This window comes from Ruegeria sp. B10 (assembly GCF_056539825.1).
Genome location: NZ_JBQFVP010000010.1, coordinates 1 through 20,819, shown reverse-complemented (window position 1 = coordinate 20,819; position 20,819 = coordinate 1). Strand labels below are relative to the sequence as shown.

General features: G+C 58.1%; 16 protein-coding genes. 5 read left to right on the top strand and 11 right to left on the bottom strand.

The features are described from left to right. The 6 genes from ACR0J4_RS14655 to ACR0J4_RS14630 all read right to left on the bottom strand — a co-directional run bounded on the left by ACR0J4_RS14655 (position 1) and on the right by ACR0J4_RS14630 (position 7,017). Positions 1–765 (bottom strand): SDR family oxidoreductase, encoded by a 765-nt coding sequence (locus ACR0J4_RS14655; protein ID WP_170555112.1) that lies wholly within the window; start codon positions 763–765, stop codon positions 1–3. Then, entirely contained in the window at positions 765–2,474 is a 1,710-nt protein-coding gene (locus ACR0J4_RS14650) for an IlvD/Edd family dehydratase (protein WP_170555113.1), read from the bottom strand. Before ACR0J4_RS14650 ends, ACR0J4_RS14655 begins: the two co-directional genes overlap by 1 nt. A 55-nt stretch (positions 2,475–2,529) precedes the next feature. After that, a complete protein-coding gene (melA, locus tag ACR0J4_RS14645; protein WP_170641345.1) occupies positions 2,530–3,870 on the bottom strand; it encodes an alpha-glucosidase/alpha-galactosidase in 1,341 nt (446 codons plus the stop codon). Between the two features lie 22 nt (positions 3,871–3,892). After that, a complete protein-coding gene (locus tag ACR0J4_RS14640) occupies positions 3,893–4,741 on the bottom strand; it encodes a carbohydrate ABC transporter permease (RefSeq protein ID WP_170377452.1) in 849 nt (282 codons plus the stop codon). Position 4,742: 1 nt separating this feature from the next. Continuing rightward, the gene (locus tag ACR0J4_RS14635; protein ID WP_170555117.1) at positions 4,743–5,666 is read right to left on the bottom strand and encodes a carbohydrate ABC transporter permease; all 924 of its coding nucleotides are present in this window, start codon (positions 5,664–5,666) and stop codon (positions 4,743–4,745) included. 91 nt (positions 5,667–5,757) lie between these two features. Further along, positions 5,758–7,017: an ABC transporter substrate-binding protein gene (locus tag ACR0J4_RS14630; RefSeq protein WP_170377456.1), complete on the bottom strand. Its 1,260-nt coding sequence runs from the start codon at positions 7,015–7,017 to the stop codon at positions 5,758–5,760. Between the two features lie 149 nt (positions 7,018–7,166). Here ACR0J4_RS14630 and ACR0J4_RS14625 point away from each other — a divergent pair, with 149 nt between their 5' ends. The 4 genes from ACR0J4_RS14625 to ACR0J4_RS14610 all read left to right on the top strand — a co-directional run bounded on the left by ACR0J4_RS14625 (position 7,167) and on the right by ACR0J4_RS14610 (position 12,619). After that, entirely contained in the window at positions 7,167–7,973 is an 807-nt protein-coding gene (locus tag ACR0J4_RS14625; RefSeq protein WP_170641347.1) for an IclR family transcriptional regulator, read from the top strand. Continuing rightward, the gene (locus ACR0J4_RS14620) at positions 7,970–9,028 is read left to right on the top strand and encodes a sn-glycerol-3-phosphate ABC transporter ATP-binding protein UgpC (protein ID WP_170555123.1); all 1,059 of its coding nucleotides are present in this window, start codon (positions 7,970–7,972) and stop codon (positions 9,026–9,028) included. Before ACR0J4_RS14625 ends, ACR0J4_RS14620 begins: the two co-directional genes overlap by 4 nt. Positions 9,029–9,151: 123 nt before the next feature. After that, on the top strand, positions 9,152–10,183 hold the full coding sequence (locus ACR0J4_RS14615) for a trans-3-hydroxy-L-proline dehydratase (protein ID WP_170641349.1): 1,032 nt from the start codon (positions 9,152–9,154) through the stop codon (positions 10,181–10,183). Between the two features lie 222 nt (positions 10,184–10,405). Next, complete coding sequence (locus ACR0J4_RS14610; RefSeq protein ID WP_170641351.1) at positions 10,406–12,619, top strand: NADP-dependent isocitrate dehydrogenase; 2,214 nt, start codon at positions 10,406–10,408, stop codon at positions 12,617–12,619. A gap of 375 nt (positions 12,620–12,994) precedes the next feature. On the opposite strand, the gene ACR0J4_RS14605 is transcribed toward ACR0J4_RS14610, so the two are convergent. The 5 genes from ACR0J4_RS14605 to ACR0J4_RS14585 all read right to left on the bottom strand — a co-directional run bounded on the left by ACR0J4_RS14605 (position 12,995) and on the right by ACR0J4_RS14585 (position 19,467). After that, positions 12,995–15,415 carry an FAD-dependent oxidoreductase gene (locus ACR0J4_RS14605; RefSeq protein WP_170641353.1) on the bottom strand — a complete coding sequence of 807 codons (2,421 nt, stop codon included), beginning with the start codon at positions 15,413–15,415 and terminating at the stop codon, positions 12,995–12,997. A 195-nt stretch (positions 15,416–15,610) separates the two neighbouring features. Then, positions 15,611–15,850 (bottom strand): hypothetical protein, encoded by a 240-nt coding sequence (locus ACR0J4_RS14600; protein WP_170641355.1) that lies wholly within the window; start codon positions 15,848–15,850, stop codon positions 15,611–15,613. A 2-nt stretch (positions 15,851–15,852) separates the two neighbouring features. Beyond that, complete coding sequence (locus ACR0J4_RS14595) at positions 15,853–17,304, bottom strand: aldehyde dehydrogenase family protein (protein WP_170641357.1); 1,452 nt, start codon at positions 17,302–17,304, stop codon at positions 15,853–15,855. After that, positions 17,301–18,458 carry an aromatic ring-hydroxylating oxygenase subunit alpha gene (locus ACR0J4_RS14590; RefSeq protein ID WP_170641359.1) on the bottom strand — a complete coding sequence of 386 codons (1,158 nt, stop codon included), beginning with the start codon at positions 18,456–18,458 and terminating at the stop codon, positions 17,301–17,303. Before ACR0J4_RS14590 ends, ACR0J4_RS14595 begins: the two co-directional genes overlap by 4 nt. Before the next feature lie 103 nt (positions 18,459–18,561). Beyond that, on the bottom strand, positions 18,562–19,467 hold the full coding sequence (locus ACR0J4_RS14585) for a LysR substrate-binding domain-containing protein (RefSeq protein WP_170641360.1): 906 nt from the start codon (positions 19,465–19,467) through the stop codon (positions 18,562–18,564). A 256-nt stretch (positions 19,468–19,723) separates the two neighbouring features. On the opposite strand from ACR0J4_RS14585, the gene ACR0J4_RS14580 reads away from it, so the two are divergent. Next, positions 19,724–20,668 carry a PDR/VanB family oxidoreductase gene (locus ACR0J4_RS14580; protein WP_170555139.1) on the top strand — a complete coding sequence of 315 codons (945 nt, stop codon included), beginning with the start codon at positions 19,724–19,726 and terminating at the stop codon, positions 20,666–20,668. Positions 20,669–20,819 lie beyond the last annotated feature (151 nt).

Below are 20,819 nucleotides of genomic sequence, written 5' to 3'. Positions count from 1 at the left end.
CTACCCCGTTACCACGACGCCACCATCGGCAACCATGCACTGTCCGGTCATGGCGCGGCTGGCGTCCGAGGCCAGAAACAAGGTGGGTCCGATCATGTCGTCGGGCTTTAGATGTTCTTTCAGGCATTGGCGATCCAAATGTGCCGCCAGATCTTCGGGCGTGGCCCACATGTCCAACTGCTTTTGCGTCAGAACCCACCCGGGGGCCAGCGCGTTGACGCGGATGCCTTTCGGCCCAAGCTCGCGCGCCAGCGACCGGGTCATGCCCGTAATCCCCGCATTCGAGGTCGTGTAGATCGGATAGCCCGCGTTGCCCATCATGTAGCTGATCGAGCTGAAATTGATGATCGAGCCACCACTCTCCATCTGCCGCGCGGCTTCCTGACAGGCGAAATAATAGGCTTTGAGGTTCACCTCGATCATCCAGTCCCAGAATTCAGAGGTCGTCTCATCCAGTGAGTGGCGCTGATCGTTGGCGGCGTTATTGACGAGCACTTTGATCGGTCCATGGGCCTCGGCGGCCTTCTGCATTGTGGCGTGCAACAGTTCCGTGTCGGTCATATCGCCTTGCATGAACAGGGGCGCACGACCGTGTTTTGCACGCATTTCTTCCACGAAGGCGCTTGCGTCCGAGCGGCCGATAAAGGCCACGTTGGCCCCTTGCGCCATGAACCCGTCGGTCAGCGAAGCGCCAACGCCCGAGCCACCACCGGTGATATAGACTGAGGCCCCTTTGAGGTCTTGGAATACAGCAGGTTGGTCCATTAGTGGCTCTCTCTTGTAACGAGGCGTGTGTCTTTGCCGACAAGGAAATCAAGGTCAGCGCCCTGATCGGCTTGCAGCACGTGGTCGATGTAAAGTCGGGCGTAACCGCGCGTGTAATGCGGCGCCTCCGGCTGCCAAGCCGCGCGGCGGGTGTCGAGTTCTGCCTCATCGACCAGCAGCTCAAGCTCTCCCTTACTGGCGGAGACGCGGATGCGGTCGCCGGTCTTGACCAATGCCAATGTGCCACCGGCCTGCGCCTCGGGGCTGACATGCAGGATGACAGTACCGAAGGCGGTGCCGGACATGCGCGCGTCCGAAATGCGGATCATGTCGCGCACGCCTTCTTTCACCAGTTTCGCCGGGACCGGCATGTTGCCGACCTCGGGCATGCCGGGATAGCCCTTGGGTCCGCACCCTTTGAGAACCAGAATGGTCTCGGGCGTCACAGGCAGGTCTTCGCGGTCGATATTGGCCTTCAGATCTTCGATGCTTTCGAAAACAAAGGCTTCGGCTTCGGTTTCCAGCAGTTCATCCGTAGCCGCCGAAGGTTTTACGATCGCTCCGTTCGGCGCTAGGTTACCGTGCAGAACGCGCAGACCGGCTGTGGGTTTCACCGGATCATCGAAGGGCCTGATCACGTCGCGATTGTAGCACTCTGCCCCCTCGTAGTGAGCCGAGATATCTTTGTTCAGAACCGTTTTCGCAGGGCGTAAGAAGGACTTGAGTTCATTCAAAACCACAGGCACGCCGCCTGCGTAACAGAAATCCTCCATCAGGTATTTGCCAGACGGCATGCAGTTGACCAGCAGGGGAATTTCAGATCCGATCTCAAAGTCTTTTAGCGTCAGATCGACACCAACTCGACCCGCCAGCGCCAGCAGGTGGACTACGGCGTTGGTCGAGCCACCCACAGCGGCATTGGCCAGAATGGCATTCTCAAATGCTTCCTTAGTCAGGATGTCCGAGGGTTTGAGGTCTTCGTCTACCATCTCGACAATCCGTTTGCCGGTCAGGTGTGCCAGCGCCATGCGCCGTGCGTCAACGGCGGGCAGGGCGGCGTTGGTGGGCAGGGACATGCCCATGGCTTCGACCAGTGAAGCCATGGTCGAGGCCGTGCCCATCGTCATGCAAACCCCGGCGCTGCGCGACATGCCGGATTCGGCGTTCATGAAATCCTGCAGCGTCATTTCGCCTGCGCGGACTTCTTCCGAGAACTTCCAGACATCGGTGCCTGATCCGATATCCTTACCTTTGAACTTGCCGTTCAGCATCGGCCCGGAACTGACCACAATCGAGGGCAGATCAACCGAGGTCGCGCCCATCAGTTGTCCCGGTGTGGTCTTGTCACACCCGCCCAGCAGAACAACGCCGTCAATGCCATAGGCGCGGATGGATTCTTCGACATCCATGGCCAGCAGATTGCGGAACAGCATGGCTGTGGGTTTCATCTGGGTCTCGCCCAGCGACATGACCGGAAATTCGACCGGGAAGCCCCCAGCCTCCCACACACCGCGTTTCACGCCTTCGGCCAGATCTCGCAAGCCCGAGTTGCAGGGCGTCAGTTCAGACCACGTATTGCAGATGCCAATGATGGGGCGCCCGTCAAAGGCGTGGTCAGGGAAGCCTTGGTTTTTCATCCAGGAACGGTGGATGAACCCGTCTTTGTCGAGTTTTCCGTACCAATGCGATGAGCGGCGTTTCTTTGTCATTCTGGCTTTGGTTCTTTGGCAGGGGCTGGAATTGCGGTTCGTGAAAAATTGAAGATCATGCGGCGCGGAGCGGGCGGCACCAGTCGGGCAGCCAGTCCGAATGCGCGGTCAGAAGGTCCGTGACAAGGCTGCGGATTTGGCGCAGGTCCAGTTCGGCCGCGGTATGCGGATCCATCATGGCGGCATGGTAAATGTATTCGGCGTTTTGCTCGGTCAGCGCTCGGACGGTCAGCTCTTGCACGTTGATTTGGGTGCGCATCAGCGCCACCAGTTGCGGCGGGATGTCGGTAACGACCGAGGGCTGAACGCCGTTTGAATCGACCAGACAGGGGGTTTCCACCGCAGCGCCCAAGGGCAATTGCGGGATCTGACCCGTATTGGGCAGGTTTCCATAGGCCGCATAGGGCGTGTCCGTGACGACGGCGTTCATCAGGTCCGCCGCGAATTCGTGGCTGCGAATAACCGAGACATCGCGCCCGTCTGTCAGTGTCTTAGCCTGTTCTTTCCAATCCGCGACCTGCTCGACACAGCGGGTTGGGTATTCATCCAGCGGGATCGAGAATTGTTCGATCAGGTCGGGCCGTCCGTCCTTGATAAACCACGGCACGTATTCAGCCAGATGCTCCGAGCTCTCAGTGCAGAAATAGCCCAAGTGGTCCATCACCTCGTACCGCACCTTGTTGGGGCAGCGTGGCATCAACAGAGGTGGTTTCGGCAGAGTACCGTGCGCGTAGCCCCGGCGTAAGGCCGGGTAGAGGTCGCGGCCCTGATGATCCAGCCGCAGGAAGAAGGCCACATGGTTCACGCCTGCGACCTTGTAGCGGATCTCATCCTTGGGCAGGTCCAGATCATGGGCAAGTTCTTCGACCGTATTCTGGACGGAGTGGCATAGGCCGACATGCTTCAGGTCCGGGAATTGCTCGGCCAGAGCCCAGGTATTGATCGCCATCGGGTTCACATATTGCAGCAGCGTCGCGTTGGGGCAGAGCTGCGTCATATCCTGTGCCACGCCCCACAGAACTGGAACGGTGCGCAGCCCGCGCATGATCCCTCCGATCCCGAGCGTGTCTGCGATGGTCTGGCGTAACCCGTATTGCTTGGGGATCTTAAAATCCGTCACCGTGCAGGGTTCGTACCCGCCGACCTGAAAGGCGGTGATGACGAAATCGGCCCCCTCCAATGCTGCGCGGCGGTCGGTGTGGGTGGTCACCCTTGCTCCGGTGCCGACTGAACGGATCATGGCGCGCGCCACGGTTTCACTTTCGGCCAGGCGCTGCGGGTCGATATCCATAAGTGCGAAATGGCTGTCGGCGAGCGCTGGGGTCAGCAGCGCATCGCCCACGATATTGCGCATGAAGATCGTGGAACCCGCGCCGATAAAGGTGATTTTGGTCATTTTGCAAAACTCTCGTTTGGCGTTATTTAACAGCTCCAAGGGTCAAACCCGCGATGAAGTGTTTCTGCATCAGGAAGAACATGGCCACCGGCGGCAAGGCGGCAACGAGGGAGCCCGCGCTCATCAGTTGATATGCCGCGCGGTACTGCGCGTTGAAACTGGTGATCCCAGCGGTCACAGGTTGGCTTTCGGCCCCTTGGGTGAGGACCACGGCCCAGAAATAGTCGTTCCAGATGAAGGTGAAGATCAACACGCTCAGCGCCGCGATCGCGGGTTTCATCAGCGGCAGGACCACGTACCAGAAGATACGGACCTCGCTGATGCCTTCGACCCGAGCGGCTTCGATCAGCTCAAAAGGCAGCGCGCGGATGAAGTTTCGCATGAACAGCGTGCAGAACCCGGTCTGGAACGCGATGTGGAACAGGACCAGCCCGGTTTTGGTATTGTAGAGGCCAAGCTCCAAAGTCAGGTCGCGGACCGGAACCATAAGGATCTGGAACGGGACAAAGTTGCCGGCCACGAACATGAAGAAGATCCACAGGTTCGACTTGAATTTGTAAATTCCCAGTGCGAACCCGGTCATGCAGCTGAGCGCAACCGCTCCGATCACCGTTGGAATGGTGATCATGAATGAGTTCAGCAGATATCGCGGCATGTCCGAGTTGAAGAAGACCTGTCCATAGTTGACCGCGCCTTCAAATCGGGACGGCAAGCCCCAGTAGTTTGCGTTGGTGAAATCCGCCTCGGGCTTGATTGAGAACAAGGCAACTGCAAGCAAGGGGCCGAGCCACAGCAGAAGGGCAATGGGCAGCATAGCCTGATAAGTGATCTGTGCCGCGCGGGGTTGTTTTTCGATGGGTTTAGGAAACATCTCAGTGCCCCCTTTCTTCGCGGTACATCGACCACAGGAAATAGGCGATGAAGCACAGCATAATGAGGAACAGGATCACGGCGATGGCCGCGCCATATCCCATGCGGAAGCCGTATTCAGATAGGGCGACCTCGAACATGTAATAGGCTAGCACGCGCGACGACCCGAACGGCCCGCCCTGCGTCATGATTGAGATCAGGTCGAAGGACCGCAGAGCGCCAATGATCGTCACGACAAAGGCGATAAACGTCGCCGGGCGCAGTTGCGGCAGGATGATGTGCCACAACATCCGCCCGCCTTTTGCACCGTCCAGACGTCCGGCCTCGATCTGTTCGGGGTCCACGGCGTTCAAGCCGGTGAGATACAGGATCATGCAATAGGCCGTCTGCGGCCACAGGCCAGCGACGATGATGCCGTAAGTGACCAGTTTTTCATCTCCCAGCACATTCAGCGGGCCAAGACCAAAGAAACTGAGGAATTCGTTAAGTAGCCCGAATGTCGGATCGTAGAACCATGTGAAAACCAGCCCGACGACGACCTGAGAGATCACGAACGGAAAGAAAAATAGAGACTTGTAGAGTCGAATGCCCCAGACCGTCTGGTTCAGGAACAGGGCGATGAACAGGCCCGCCGGGATCGCTGCCAAATACAGGATCAACCAGATCAGGTTGTTCTTGAGTGAGATGTAGAACGCGTCGCGATCCACCCACTCCCAGTACAGGTCCTCGTAGTTGCGGAACCCTACGTATTCCGCGGCGCCCAGCCCATCCCATTCATAAAGTGACAGGTTGAAGGACTGAAAGACCGGGATGATCACATAGACCATGAAGAACAACAGGCCCGGCGCAAGGAAGAGCCAAGGCGCGATGCGTTGTTGGTTGCGATGGAACCAGCTTTCCTGTTCCGGTGTGTCGACGGCTGACATGGGCTATCTCGGATCTGGGGGCGAAGGCGGGTTGAAGCCCGCCTTGCATTTGAAGAAGGCGTAGGCCGGGTCTTACCCGGCCCCTGCCAGATCAGTTGTCGTATATACGGCTACGTGCGCGTTCCAGTTTGGCCAGAATCTTGTCCAGATTGTCCGGCTTGACCATGAACTCCTGGAAGCCTTCCATAGAGACCTTGGCCATTTCCGCCGGAGCGTCACGGTCCCAGAACTGGGCGACACCGCCGGGGCTGTTCGAGGACAGCATGGTGAACCCTTGCTGGAGGAACTTGTCATCATCCACCGAGGATTGCGCGTTAACCGGAAGCTGGCCCAGGTTGGAACCGTTGTTGATTTCGGTCTGAACGTCCGGAGACACGACGAAGCGCAGGAACTCGCGCGCGGCTTCCTTGTTCGAAGCGTTGGCCGGGATGTGGAACGTATCGGTCGGGGCGTCCTCGGCCAGTTCAACATCGGGGTTGATCGCGACGAACTGGTAGAAGTCCAGTTGATCGTCGCTCAGACCCGCTTCGCGCAGAGGAGCAACAGCGAAGTTGCCCATCAGATAAGCGGCCGCATCTCCGTTCACCATGAAGGGCAGCGCTTCCTGCCAGCTATAGGTCTGGTGGTTGTCGATGAAGGCACCCATGTCGACCAGCTGTTTCCAGTTGGCGAAGGTCTGCTTGACCCGATCGTCTTCCCAGCTGATTTCGCCATTGGCGAGCTGGTTGTGGAAGTCGAACCCGTTGGTGCGCATGTTCAGATAGTCGAACCAGCCACCGGCGGTCCACAGGAACTTGGTCCCGATGGTATAGCAGGCACGGCCCGAGTCGATGATCTTTTGGCAGTTCGCCAGCTCTTCTTCCCAGGTGGTCGGCTCGGTCAGGCCCAGTTCGTCAAAGATGTCTTTGCGGTAGTAAACGCCCCACTGATAGTAGGTGTAGGGCACGCCCCACTGCTTGCCATCAAGGGTCATCGCTCCTTTGGTCGAGGCCAGGTTCTCGGCGATCTCAGGCTCTGCCCACAGGTCCGAAACGTCTTCGAACAGACCCGCCTCAACATAAGGCTTCATGCGGTTTGCGGCATACCATGTAGCAACATCCGGCGTGTCAGCCGTCAGGAAGTTGCGGATCTGCGTCTTATACGCCTCGCGGTCGATCACTGTGGTTTCGATGGCCAGATCCGGGTGCTGGGCCTGAAACTGTTCGATCATCGCTTCCATCGTCGCACGAGGCGCCGGGTTCGAGGTGTCAAGAAAGATGCGCAGTTCGCCGGTCAGTTCGGCGGCAACGGGTGCAGCTAGTGCCACACTCGCCGCCAGTGCGGCAGCGGTGCGCTTGAACATGGAATGCATGGTGTCCTCCCTTAGCTTCCATTTTAGTTCCAAATAGTGAAACCGTGTTTTATATATTGAAAACTACACATCGACTCGGCTAGTCTTGTCAAGACCCTCGTGAAAACACCGTGGTTGAACGGGGGTCAAACGGAGGAGAACACACACCCGTGGCTGGTGACGGAACAATAGGCAAAGCATGCGATGTGCTGGAGCACGTGGCCTCGTTCGAGCGCCCCGTGCGGTTCGCGGAACTGTTAGAGAGCAGCAGTTTTCCCAAAGCGACGCTCTATCGCTTTCTGCAATCGCTGACCAATCAGGGCATGCTGGCCTATGAGCCAGACCGCCAGACCTATTCGCCGGGTCTCCGGCTGGTCCGTCTGGCGCATACAGCGTGGACGCAAAGCTCTCTGGCCCCTATCGCGCGGCCGTTTCTGGATACGCTCAGTTCCGAGACGGGGGAAACGGTGCATTTGGCGCAGCTGGACTCCAATCAGGTTCTGTATGTCGACAAACGCAACGCTGCGCAGCCGGTCGAGATGTATTCTCAAGCCGGCAAGGTCGGCCCGGCCTATTGCACCGGCGTAGGCAAGGCGATGATGGCGTTTCTGGATGGGCCCGCATTGGACCGCGCCGTATCCCAGCAAAGCTATCACCGTTTCACGGACAAAACGCTGACCTCGGAGGCGGCGTTGCGGGCGGATCTGGAACTGATTCGCAGACGCGGCTACGCGATTGACGACGAAGAACATGAGCCCGGCATTATCTGCGTTGCCTGTCCGGTTCTGACCTCGGGCGGGCGCGTTTTGGGCGCGATTTCGATAACCGGTTCAACCGGGCGGATGGATTTCAATCAACTAGAGGCCTGGGTCCCTCGGGTGCGGCGCGTTGCCGACCAGATCGCGACCGAGGCGCAGGCTTGGCGGTTCCCTGAAACCCGCCCGAATGGACAGAACAACAGGATGCAATCGACATGACAGGTGTAACGCTCAATCAGGCGATCAAACGCTACGGCCAGACTCAGGTGATCCACGGGATCGATCTGGAAATCGAAGATGGTGAATTCTGCGTGTTCGTCGGCCCCTCGGGCTGCGGCAAGTCCACCTTACTGCGGATGATTGCGGGGCTTGAGGAAACATCGGAAGGGCAAATTCATATCGGCGCGCGCGAAGTCACCCATATGGACCCGGCAAAGCGCGGCGTGGCGATGGTATTCCAGACCTACGCTTTGTACCCGCATATGACAGTTGCCGAGAATATGGGTTTTGGCCTGCGCATGAATGGCGTTCCCAAAGCCGAGATTGACAAGAAGGTTCAGGATGCCTCCAGCATTCTAAAATTGGATCAATATTTGAAACGCAAGCCCAAGGCCCTGTCCGGTGGTCAACGTCAGCGAGTCGCCATTGGGCGTGCGATCGTGCGCGGCCCCGAAGTGTTCTTGTTTGACGAGCCGCTCTCCAACCTCGATGCCGAGCTTCGGGTTGAGATGCGGGTCGAAATCGCGCGTCTGCATCAGGAGATCGGCGCCACCATGATCTATGTGACCCACGATCAGGTCGAAGCGATGACAATGGCCGACAAAATCGTCGTGCTACGCGATGGCCGGATAGAGCAGGTGGGCGCTCCGATGGACCTGTACCGTGATCCGGATAACCGGTTTGTGGCCGGATTTATCGGCTCGCCAGCGATGAACTTTCTCGAATGCGATTATGCAGACGGACACGTCACGCATCCGGCCCTTGGTCAGCCGTTGCCGGTATCGGCTCAAGTTCCGGCTGGGGTAAACAAGGTGACCCTTGGCATGCGGCCCGAACACATCCAGATCGACCGCAGTGCCGACACCTGCACCGTTGATTTGACCGAGGCGCTTGGGGGCGTGTCCTATTCCTATCTTCTGACCCCGAACGGCGACAAGCTGATCGTTGAAGAACGGGATGACCAACGCAGCACTACAGGCGAGAAGATCGGGATCACGGTCCAACCCGAACGTGCCATGGTGTTCGACCCTGAGACTGGCGTTCGGTTTAGGTAGCAGCGATTCAAGTTCAACCGGGGTTTTTTGAGCGCAGGTTTAGGCTTGACCGAAACGGGGTCGTTCTCTGAACTGGTCCAAACGAGGCCAGTCGGCCCGACTCATTTCGAGTAGAGAGGTCTCATGCGCAGCGTCAAAACCGTCCACGTGATCTCGGCCCATGCGGAAGGCGAGGTGGGCGACGTCATCGTCGGTGGCGTGCAACCACCACCCGGAGAAACCCTGTGGGATCAACGCACATTCATTGCGCAGGATCAGAGCTTGCGCAATTTCGTGCTGAATGAACCCCGAGGCGGCGTCTTTCGCCATGTCAACCTGCTGGTCCCTCCGAAACATCCGCAGGCGGATGCGGCGTTCATTATCATGGAGCCGGAGGACACGCCGCCCATGTCGGGGTCAAACTCGATCTGTGTGTCCACTGTCCTTTTGGATAGCGGCATCATTACCATGCTAGAGCCGGAAACCCATATGACACTCGAGGCTCCGGGCGGTTTGGTACGGGTCCGGGCAGAGTGTCGGGATGGCAAAGCCCAGCGTATCTATGTGCAAAACCTGCCAAGCTTTGCAGACAAGATTGCGGTCCCCTTGGAGGTGACGGGCGTTGGCACACTCACCGTGGATACGGCCTATGGAGGGGATAGTTTCGTGGTGGTCGATGCCGAGGCTTTGGGGTTCGAAATTGTCGAGGCCGAGGCCCGCGATATCGCCCGTCTAGGTGTTGCCATCGCCAATGCCGCCAATGATCAACTCGGCTTTACCCATCCGCAAAACGCGGCTTGGGATCATATCTCTTTCTGTGCGTTTTGCGGGCCTTTGCAGGCAACTGAAATCGGACTGACAGGGAAATCCGCCGTTGTGATCCAGCCTGGCAAAGTTGACCGCTCGCCAACCGGAACGGCGGTCTCGGCGCGCATGGCCCTGATGGCGGCGAAGGGCCAGATGAAGGTCGGTCAGACTTTTGAGGCCGTTTCGATCATCGGGTCGCGTTTTACCGGCCGGATTGTCGAAGAAGCCAAGGTCGGGGACCGCGCGGCCATCATCCCCGAGATCAGCGGCCGGGGTTGGATCACTGGCGTTCATCAGCACATGCTGGACCCGGATGACCCATGGCCCGGCGGATATCGGCTAAGTGATACCTGGGGCGTTGGGCGCTGAAAGGCGCGCAATCACAGGCCCATCGGCTTGTTTTTCCCCAACCGTGGCAATTTGCGCCCCCAGTAGACGATTGATCCCAACGCAAACCTGATTTAAGGGAAGCCCTGTCAAATCAGAGTCACTCAGGGGTGTTATGTCATTCGCGCCCCTCCCGCGCCGCAATGAAGCGGCCCAAACTCTTGCAGCGATTGCCCCTTAAAGGCTTAAAAAAGGTGAAAGAATATGGCAGATAAATCGAACTTCGACATATTGTATACCATTGTAGACGAAGCGCCTGAGCTGGCCAGCGCCTCATTCCTGCCGATCATTCGCAAATTCGCCTCGGCGGCGGGTGTCAGCGTTGGCACCAAGGATATTTCTCTTGCAGGCCGTATCATTTCGACCTTCCCAGAAAAGCTGACCGATGCGCAACGCATCACCGATGATCTGGCCGCATTGGGCGATCTGGTAAAAACGCCCGACGCCAACGTAATCAAACTGCCCAACATCTCGGCCTCGGTTCCTCAGCTCGTGGCCGCAATCGAAGAGCTGCAGTCGCAGGGCTACGACATCCCCAACTACCCCGAAGAGCCTTCGAATGACGAAGAAAAGGCGATCCGTGCCCGCTATGATGCCATCAAAGGCTCGGCGGTGAACCCGGTTCTGCGCGAAGGCAACAGCGACCGCCGTGCGGCGCGAGCGGTGAAGAACTACGCCCAAAAGAACCCTCATTCGATGGGGGAATGGGTGTCGGACAGCAAAACCAAAGTGTCTTCGATGTCCGGCGACGATTTCTATGCCAATGAGAAATCGGCGACGATCACAGCGGCACAAGCCGGTGATGCGAAGATCGAATTTGTCGGGAAAGATGGTAGCGTGACCGTGCTGAAAGACGGCTGGGCGCTGGAAGAGGGCACCGTTGCCGATGCGACCTTCATGTCGGTCAAAGCGCTGTCGTCCTTCCTGGCCGATGCCATCGAGGACACCAAGAAAGACGGCACCATGTTCTCGCTGCACATGAAAGCGACGATGATGAAGGTCAGCGACCCGATCATCTTTGGCTATGCCGTTCGCGCGTGGCTGGCTCCGGTGTTCGAAAAATTCGGCGCAGAGCTTGAGGCGCTGGGTGTCAACCCGAACTCGGGTCTGGGGGATCTGCTGGACCGCGTGAAGGACAACGCCGACATCGTGGCCGCGATCGACGCGATCAAAGGTGATCGTCCGTCCATGTATATGGTCGACTCGGACCGTGGTATTACCAACCTGCACGTTCCGTCCGATGTGATCATCGACGCCTCGATGCCCGCCGTTATCCGCGCAGGTGGCAAAGGCTGGGATGAAACCGGAGCCAAAGGCGACACCAACTGTGTTATCCCTGACCGTTGCTATGCGTCGGTTTATGACGAATCCATCAACTTCTTCAAAGCCAATGGCGCGCTGAACCCGGCCACTGCCGGTGCGGTGGCCAACGTTGGCCTGATGGCGCAAAAGGCCGAAGAGTACGGCTCGCACCCGACCACGTTCCAGGCACCTGCGGATGGCACAATCCGCGTCGTTCTGGCCAATGGCGAAACGTTGCATTCTCATGAGGTCGAAGCCGGAGACATCTGGCGAGCCTGCACAGTGAAAAAAGCGCCCATCGAGAACTGGATCCAACTGGCGATGGATCGTCAGCGCCTGACCGGATCCGAGGCGATCTTCTGGCTGGACGCAAACCGCGCCCATGATGCCGAGTTGATCCAATATGTTAAGCCCGCGCTGGAAGCGGCTGGTGTTGCTGATAAATTCCTGATCATGGCCCCACGTGAAGCAACGCGTCAGTCGCTGGAGACTATTACCGCCGGAAATGACAGCATCGCCATCACCGGCAATGTGCTGCGGGACTATCTGACCGACCTGTTCCCAATCCTGGAACTGGGCACCTCGGCCAAGATGCTGTCGATCGTCAAACTGATGAACGGCGGTGGTCTGTTCGAGACCGGTGCAGGCGGGTCCGCTCCGAAGCACGTGCAGCAGCTGGTCGAAGAAAACCACCTGCGGTGGGATTCGATGGGTGAGTTCTGTGCGCTGGGTGAATCGCTGAACTTCCTCGCCGACAGCAAGGGCAACGCCAAGGCGGGTGTTCTGGGTACTGCGGCCGAAGCGGCAACGCAGGGCATTCTGGACAACAACCGCTCCCCCAGCCGGAAGGTTGGCCAGCCGGACAACCGTGACAGCCACTACTGGTTCGCGCGCTATTGGGCCGAAGCTCTGGCCGCGCAGTCGGATGATGCGGAACTGGCAGCTGAATTTGCCCCGCTTGCAACTGCTCTGGCCGATAAGGAAGAGCAAATTCTGGGTGAGCTTGCTTCGGCCCAGGGTGGGGCTGCCGATCTGGGTGGCTACTACCACACCGATCCTGCCAAAACCGCGGCTGTGATGCGCCCAAGTGCGACGCTGAACGCCATCATCGGCTAAGAAAACGACCCGCGCCCTAGTGGCGCGGGTCCTTCCCACTGGTGCGGAAACCCGACCAGTTTTTCCTTTTTCTTCAAACTGTTGCGAATCTTTGCCCGCAAGTCATGACTAAAACTGCATGATCTACGGGATTCCCCCAATACACTGATCCGTCCCCGCTTGATAACTTGTCCAAGACAAGAGATTCACCGGTGAGGCCTTCGGGCCTATCACTCACTCGAAAATGGCCAGCATTTGGGGTGCTGGCCATTTGTTTGTCTGAAATCTGCTTGCGCTTAGCTGGATCGAACGCGCCTTTGCGGTGCCACGCGACTTAAACGCACAGTGAAAAAGCCAGCCGAGAAAAGGACTGGCTTTGACATGATTGTCTAAAGTTTAGCCCCGAAGGACTTTGCCCGCCGCGTCAAAGGGCGGCTCGTGCAGGATGGTGGCTTTGTGAGGTTGGCCCAGAACCATAACCTCAACTTCGTCTCCGGGTTGGGCGTTTTTGACGTAACCCAAGGCCAGCGACATGCCCACGGTATAGCCATAAGTGCCCGAGGTGACCCGACCGATGCCTTCGCCGTCCTTGAAAATCGGCTCACCACCAGTGGCGTCCGCGTTGGAGGCCGTCACGTCGGCCTCATCCAGATGCAGCAGGACAAGCTGTTCACGTGCAGGGTTTTCCAGAACTTTCTGGGCGGCGTCTTTGTTGAGGAAGTCTTTCTCGAACTTGCACAGACGGTCTAGACCCACCTCATGCGGCCAGTATTCGGGGCTGTATTCGCGGCTCCAGGAGCCATAACCCTTTTCAACACGCATAGACATCAGGGCACGGCTACCAACCGGGCCTGCGCCGAACTCTTTGCCCGCCTCAAGCAGAGCATCGTATAGGCGCGCCTGATCTTCGGTCTTGCAGTGCAGCTCCCACCCCAGATCGCCTGTGAAGGAGACACGCAGGGCCAGAAGTTCAACGCCTGCCAGCTCGATCTTAGCTGAGCGCATGAAGGGGAAGTCCTCATTCGCGAGCGAGGTGTTGGTCAACCGCTGCAGGATCTCGCGCGATTTCGGACCGGCGACGTTGAAGCCGCACATTGCTTCGGTGTGGCTTTCAAATGTGGTTCCTTCGGGCAGGGGAACCTGCTTGAAGAAGCGCTTGTGATAACGTTCGGCCATACCGGAACCGATAACCCAGAACTCATCCTCGGCCACGCGGGTGACGGTGAAGTCCCCGGCAATGCCACCGCGTTTTGAGATCAGCGGGGTCAGGCAGGACCGGCCGATCGCCTTGGGCATGTTGTTGGCGAAGACCGCATTCAACCAATCCGCAGCGCCGGGCCCTTTGCAGATGTATTTGGCAAAGTTCGAAATATCGATGATGCCCGCCCGCTCGCGCAGCATCTTGCATTCTTCGCCAACCGGGGCCCACCAGTTCTGACGAGTGAAGCCGTTTGTATCGACGACGCCCGGCTCATCCGCGAACCACAGCGGGTGTTCCCAGCCGACGTTAAGGCCAAAGACGGCACCCATGGCTTTTTGGGTCTCGTAGATCGGGCGCACGCGGGCAGGGCGGCCTGCGCTGCGTTCTTCGTTCGGGAAGTGAATGGCGAAACGGTGTGCGTATTGGTCCTGCACTTTGGCCTTGGTGAATTCCTTGGTGGCCCAGGTGTCAAATCGCGCCATGTCCCACGCAAACATGTCGTATTGGGTTTCCCCTTCGATGATCCACTGCGCCGCCATCAGGCCCATGCCGCCCGATTGCGAGAAGCCGGGGATGATGCCGTTGCAGCAGAAATATCCATCAACCTCGGGCACCGGCCCCATCAGCACGTTGGAGTCCGGAGACCAGATCATTGGGCCGTTGATGACGCGCTTGATCCCGGCCTCAGCCACGGCGGGCAGACGTTCGATCGCGTTCATCATGTTCTCTTCGATCCGCTCCAGATCGTCGGGGAACAGGTCATGGGCGAAGTCCAGCGGAGTGCCTTCCTCGGCCCAGAATTTCATGTCCTTTTCATAGGCCCCTACCAGCAGGCCATTGCCTTCCTGACGCAGATAGTACTCGCCATCGCGGTCCGAGACAGAGGGCAGGCGGGTGCCGTGGCCTTCGACGTCAGACATCGCCTCGGTCACGAAATACTGGTGTTCGGTGGGCTGCAGCGGCAACTCGATGCCAGCCAGCTTGGCCACCTCGCGGCCCCAGAGGCCTGCCGCGTTCACGACCCAAGGCGTTTTGATGTCACCTTTAGGCGTTTTGACGATCCAGGTGCCGTCTTCCTGCCGTTCGGTCGCGGTGACGGGGGTGAAGCGATGAATCTCGGCCCCACGCTGGCGGGCACCGACCGCATAGGCGTTGGTCACGCCCGACGGGTCAACGTTGCCACCATCGGGTTCGAACATCACACAACGTATGCCTTCGTAGTTAACCAGCGGGTTCAGTTTTTGCGCCTCTTCAATGCTGATCTCGTAGAAATTCATTCCATAGAGCTTGGCCTTTGCGGCCTGCAGTTTCAGCTGGTGTTCCCGCTCTTCGGTCTGGGCCAGATACAGCGAGCCGGGCTGGAAGACACCGCAGCTTTGGCCGGTTTCTTCCTCCAGCGAGTTATAGAGGTTCATAGTATAGTGCTGGATGCGGCTGATATTGGTGCTGTCATGCAGACCGTGAATGTTGGCTGCCGCATGCCAGGTTGATCCAGAGGTCAACTCATCCCGCTCTAGCAAGACCACATCGGACCATCCCAATTTGGCCAAATGGTAGAGGATCGAGCAACCGATCACCCCGCCGCCGATAACTACCGCCTGTGCTTCTTCGCGCATTTCATCTTCCTGATTTGCTGTGTCATGTCAGAACCGGTCTTTCGTTAAGAATATGGCGATTCAGACCCATAACTGTTCTAAACGCGTCAACTGAGAACCCGGTTTGACCAGAGACGCAGCCTGCATTCGCTTCTTGGGGATACGGGGCACCGCCGGGTACCGCGTATTATTTCACTTGGACTTTGCCGACATTGCTCAGAACTCCAGTCTGTGGGCGCGGCCATAGTCAGCCAGCCGTTTGTTCAGATTGCTTGCCTCTGGGTGGCCAGATTCCAGCGCAAAGACGAAGGCGTGGGTCAGATAGAAACAGGCGGCATCAATGTCCTGGGCCAGCTCTCGTTCGTCGGCAGCAATCGTATACATGCGCACAAGCGCCTCTTGGTCGCAATTGGCATGTGCCTCTAGCAGTTCACGGTCTAAGGCTTCGCGATCCATGGCTATCCCTTTAGCGAAATGGCGATGTTTTTGGTGCGAACATAGTTGTAGAGCGCCTCAAGCCCTTTTTCTCGACCGAAGCCGGATTTGCCGACGCCACCGAACGGGGTTGAGACACCTCCGGCGAACCATTCGTTGACGAAAACCTGACCCGCCCGCAATTTGCGTGCCACCCGATGGGCGCGGGCGAGATCGCGCGTGAAGACGCCCGCGACCAACCCGAATTCGGTGCCATTGGCAATCGCGATGGCTTCCTCTTCGGTATCGAAGGGCGTGAAGCAGGTGACGGGGCCAAAGACCTCCTCCTGCGCTATGCGGCTGGCAGGATCGACATCGGCCAGAATGGTCGGAGCCATGAAATACCCTTCGCGATCCAGTCTCGCACCACCGGCTGCGACCCGCGCACCGTCCTGACGGGCGGTCGAGGTGATCTCTTCCACGCGCTGCAGCTGCAGGCTGGACACGACCGGAGTGTGATCGGGGTTCTCAAGCCCGTGACCGACGCTTAGCCCGTTGGCCAGCGCAGCCGCACGTTCCACGGCCTGATCGTAGATCGAGCGATGTACCAATACGCGCGCCATGGCAGAGCAGACCTGACCGGCATTGTAGAAAATACCGCGCTGCAGGCTGGACATCAGCGTATCCAGATCCGCGTCGTCAAAGGCGACGGCTGCGGATTTACCGCCCAATTCCATCAACGAAGGCACCACGTTGTCGGCAGCCGAGCGCAGGATATGCTGGCCGGTCGGCACCGATCCGGTGAAGACGATCTGGTCCACCTGCGAACTCGCCACCAGTTTCGCGCCCAGATCCGAGCCGATCCCGTTCAGGATCGATACCGCACCGGCAGGCACCTCGGCGCGTTCCAGCGCAACACCCAGCATCGCGAGCGCAAGAGGGTCCAGCTCGGGCGATTTGATGATGGTCGAGTTTCCCGCCGCCATAGATGGTGCGAGCGAACGACCGGCGATCGAAACAGGGAAGTTCCACGGCACGATCTGCGCCGACACGCCGTAGGGTTCGAATACGGTGAAATCAGCATAGTCGGGGCCCAGCGGGATCGACTTGCCCTCAATTTTGTCCGCGACGCCGCCGTAATATTCGAAATACTGAGCCGCCTCGATGAACTCATCACGGGCAGCGTCCAGTGTTTTGCCGCTTTCACGGCACAGCAACTCTGCCCCTTCATCCGCGAGGTTGCGGATTTCCTGCGCGATGCGGATCATCAGGCGGCCACGCTCGGCCGGATTCATGTCTGCCAGATCACCGCGATCGAACGAGGCGCGTGCGGCCTCAAGCGCCTGAGCCAGCGACTCCTCACGGGCTTGCGCGCAGTCCGCCACGTGATCCTGATTGCCGGGATCTTCCACCGCGATGGAGGCGCCCTTGTCGCCCTCCACCCACGACCCGGCCAGGAAATTCCTGGCCAAGCCGTCGTTCAGAAAAGAGGTCATGCTTCCGCGCGCGCCTTTTCGATCTGCGTTGCGACCCAGTGGTGGAAGCAATGGGTGGGACCATCCATTGCGGGAGAGAAGCGGCCTCCGTCGAATTTGACGCCATGGCGGCCTTTCTGCATGCCTTCGACCACGAAGACGTCCTCTTCGAACACGGTTTTCCAAAGCGCCGCGTTTTGTGCGCGCAGGCCTTCATGTTCGGGGCTATCTTCAGGTTTCTGAGCATAGTACAGCTCAATCCGCTCGTTCGACCGCTCGTGCGTGATCGGGTCGATGATAAAGGCAAAACCGTGATCGCGTTGAACGCCCAAGAGGGTGTTCGGGTAGACCACGATGTACTCCGCGCCTTCGTGCCACTTCTCGCTCAGGCCATCAAAATCAGCCAGTTTCGAGCCGTCTTCCCCTTCGAACTGACGATAAACAAGAGTGCCCTGACCCGAGTATTTGCCGAGTTCGTTGATGTTGTAGTGGTCTTCCAGACGGGAATAGCTGTTCAAGCCGGGGTGAACCCAGGGCAGGTGGTAGCTTTCGCAGAAGTTTTCGACCGCCAGTTTCCAGTTCGAATCCAGCTCAAGCCGGACCGACGCGCCTGCGCCGCCATGATACATAGGCTGTTCGAACTCTTTCCAACGCTCCATCAGCTCGCCGTGAACTTCTTCGAACTCGGGGGCGTTGCCGTCGACGTTAACAAAGATCACGTCGCGCCAGACGTAGGAACGGATGCGGATCAGACCCAGTTCCGAGAAATCCAGATCTTCGTGGGTATTCTGACCGGGGCCGCCGACATGAGGGGCAGTGCGCAACTCACCGTTCAGGCCGTAGCACCAGCTGTGGTAGGGGCAGCGGATGGCGCCGCGGATTTTCTGAGGCTTGTCGACCAAGATCATGCCGCGGTGGCGGCAGGTGTTCTGGAACACGCCAATCTGACCGTCGCGATCACGGACCATCAACAGGGGCATGCCAAGGAAATCAATGGGATAGGCATCCCCTGCTTCAGGGATGTCCTTGCCGAAGCCGATCCCGGACCAGTTCGCAAACAGGACCGAGTCGCGTTCCTCGGCAAACACTTCAGGGTCGATATAATGCGCGTTCGGCAGCCCCTTTGCTGTGTTTACCGGGGTCAGAACAGACGAAAGCGGTGCATGCTTGTTCATCGGTCACTCCTAAGACTTTTGAATTGGCGTTTTTCTGGTCTCCATTGGCAGCGCAGAGGCCCTGCATTCAATACTAAAAATCCTAACCGATAGATGAGGGGAGCTAAACCGAATTCTCCTCAAGCTCATTCAGCAGCCATTCCTTCAAGGCCAGCGCCCCTTCTGACAGGCTATCGTTTTCCCGTTCAACCAGATAGAAGTTATGCGGCGCAGGTATGTTGAAATCCTCTAAAGCCACAAGTTTTCCGGAATCCAGCATGGGTTTTAGCAAACGCTTCCAGCCGAGGGCGACGCCAGCGCCCTTTCTGGCGACCTGCAGGGCCAGAGCATAGCTGCTGACACGCGCCTGCGTCTGAATACTTTCATTAAACCCTAACGCCTGAAACCAGTCCGTCCATGTGGTCCAGTTGCTGTGTTTGGTAGCAAGGTGAATCAGGCGGTGTTCGGTCAGGTCCCTGAGGTTGGCCCCTTTGAGATCTTCCGCCAGTTCGGGGCTACAAACCGGTGTCAGGATATCCCGATACAGCTTGGTATGCGGCAGAGAGGCATTCGGGTCTTTGCCGTATCGAATGAAAAAGTCCACGTCAGAGCGATCTGCGAAATATGTATCCTCGGCCATTTGGTTCACTTTTACGTGCGGATAGTCCTGCCAAAACCGAATGACCGACGGGGACAGCCACAAGGCAGCAACCGCTGTTGTGGACCCTACGGTGACATGATTGTCGGAATCCCCACTGCGAATCTGCTCAAGAACTTTTGAGATTTTCAGGAAAGAGCTTCCCAGTGCCTCTAGCAGCGCCGCGCCATCCTCGGTCAGTTCAACGCCGCGATGTTTACGTATGAAAAGCGGGGATGCCAGCTCGGTCTCCAATGCTTTGATCTGATGACTGACAGCGCCGGGCGTGACGGACAATTCGCTTGCAGCAACCTTGAAACTGAGGTGCCGGGCGGCAGCCTCGAAAGCAGAAAGCGAGGCAAGCGGAGGTAGATTGTAGTGGCGTCGCGACATTAGGGATACGTGGCTCTGAGATTTTTGATTGAGCTACCTTCACCTGAGCGCGAAAAATATTGCAATTGAAAACTATCTTTTTTTCTGCAGTTTTGCGCCCGGTGAAGTTCCGCCTTTCTCCAAGGGCGGTATTGCAGTTCTATGCCGTCCCTACGAGGCGCGCCCCGACCCAAGCCAGGTAGTAGTCAACACCAAGGCCGACACAATAACCGCCTTTCCGCGGTTCTTTTCGGCGCAAGATAAGATGAGTAGCCCGATGAACACTCAGAAAGCGCGTCTGATCCGAAAAACTGAACTCAGCTCGGACACTTCGGATTTCTGCTTCGAAATTGAACAGGGGCGTTTCACCGGACTTGAACCCGGCGCGCACGTGGATATCCACCTTGGTGACGATCTGGTGCGCCAGTATTCTCTCTGGAGTTGGAGTCAGGACGGTCGCACCCTCAACGTCGCCGTCAAGCGTGAGGATGGTGGTCGCGGGGGGTCGCTGACCATGCACGCATTGGACGAGGGGGTTGAGGTCGCCATCGGAGGTCCGCGCAACCACTTCAAGCTTGAAAGCCATGATCGCCACGTGACCCTTATCGCGGGCGGTATTGGTGCCACCCCGATGGTCGCGATGGCGCGTGAGCTGCTGAATCGGGGCCAGGATTTCCGGGTCTATTACTTGGTCCGATCCAAAGATCTAGCCGCGATGGATGACAAGTTTCGCGCTTTGGGTCTGGATGAGTGGTACCATCTGCATTGCGACGACACAGACGGGCAGTTCGATTTGACCGCCGTCATGCAATCCATGCCGATGGGCGCTGATGTCTATACCTGCGGTCCGGAACCGATGCTGAACGCGGTCCTCGAGTCTGGTAGCGCTCTACGCGGAGGGGCCATCCACTTTGAGCGTTTTGCCGCTGCTTCCGATATCGAACACGCGCCCAACGACAGCTTTGAAGTCGAGGTCCAGTCGACTGGAGCCGTCTACAAGGTGTTGAAGAATGAAACCATTCTCGACGTCCTAAGAACCAACGGAGTTCATGTGGATTTCGGTTGCTCCGAAGGTCTGTGCGGATCGTGCATGGTGGACGTCGTCGAAGGTGAGGTGGATCACCGGGACGGCATTCTGACTCCCGAGGAACAAGCCTCGAACAGCTACCTATGTACCTGTGTCTCCAGGGCGAAATCGGACCGTCTGGTCCTAGCACTTTAGGAACAGTGCCGTTGCATGCCGGATGGTCCGGGGTGCAACGGCTGCAAGAAACGAAAAATGGGAGGAAATTGATGTCGATTAAAGAACCGTTTACGGATTTGGACATTAAGACCGCGGATAGCGGTTTTTATGAGAATAACAGCGTTCCGAT

Coding starts and splice junctions, on each gene's coding strand:
- ACR0J4_RS14655 (WP_170555112.1), bottom strand. CDS start 765: ATGGACCAACCTGCTGTATTCCAAGACCTCAAAGGGGCCTCAGTCTAT.
- ACR0J4_RS14650 (WP_170555113.1), bottom strand. CDS start 2,474: ATGACAAAGAAACGCCGCTCATCGCATTGGTACGGAAAACTCGACAAA.
- melA (WP_170641345.1), bottom strand. CDS start 3,870: ATGACCAAAATCACCTTTATCGGCGCGGGTTCCACGATCTTCATGCGC.
- ACR0J4_RS14640 (WP_170377452.1), bottom strand. CDS start 4,741: ATGTTTCCTAAACCCATCGAAAAACAACCCCGCGCGGCACAGATCACT.
- ACR0J4_RS14635 (WP_170555117.1), bottom strand. CDS start 5,666: ATGTCAGCCGTCGACACACCGGAACAGGAAAGCTGGTTCCATCGCAAC.
- ACR0J4_RS14630 (WP_170377456.1), bottom strand. CDS start 7,017: ATGCATTCCATGTTCAAGCGCACCGCTGCCGCACTGGCGGCGAGTGTG.
- ACR0J4_RS14620 (WP_170555123.1), top strand. CDS start 7,970: ATGACAGGTGTAACGCTCAATCAGGCGATCAAACGCTACGGCCAGACT.
- ACR0J4_RS14615 (WP_170641349.1), top strand. CDS start 9,152: ATGCGCAGCGTCAAAACCGTCCACGTGATCTCGGCCCATGCGGAAGGC.
- ACR0J4_RS14610 (WP_170641351.1), top strand. CDS start 10,406: ATGGCAGATAAATCGAACTTCGACATATTGTATACCATTGTAGACGAA.
- ACR0J4_RS14605 (WP_170641353.1), bottom strand. CDS start 15,415: ATGCGCGAAGAAGCACAGGCGGTAGTTATCGGCGGCGGGGTGATCGGT.
- ACR0J4_RS14600 (WP_170641355.1), bottom strand. CDS start 15,850: ATGGATCGCGAAGCCTTAGACCGTGAACTGCTAGAGGCACATGCCAAT.
- ACR0J4_RS14595 (WP_170641357.1), bottom strand. CDS start 17,304: ATGACCTCTTTTCTGAACGACGGCTTGGCCAGGAATTTCCTGGCCGGG.
- ACR0J4_RS14590 (WP_170641359.1), bottom strand. CDS start 18,458: ATGAACAAGCATGCACCGCTTTCGTCTGTTCTGACCCCGGTAAACACA.
- ACR0J4_RS14585 (WP_170641360.1), bottom strand. CDS start 19,467: ATGTCGCGACGCCACTACAATCTACCTCCGCTTGCCTCGCTTTCTGCT.
- ACR0J4_RS14580 (WP_170555139.1), top strand. CDS start 19,724: ATGAACACTCAGAAAGCGCGTCTGATCCGAAAAACTGAACTCAGCTCG.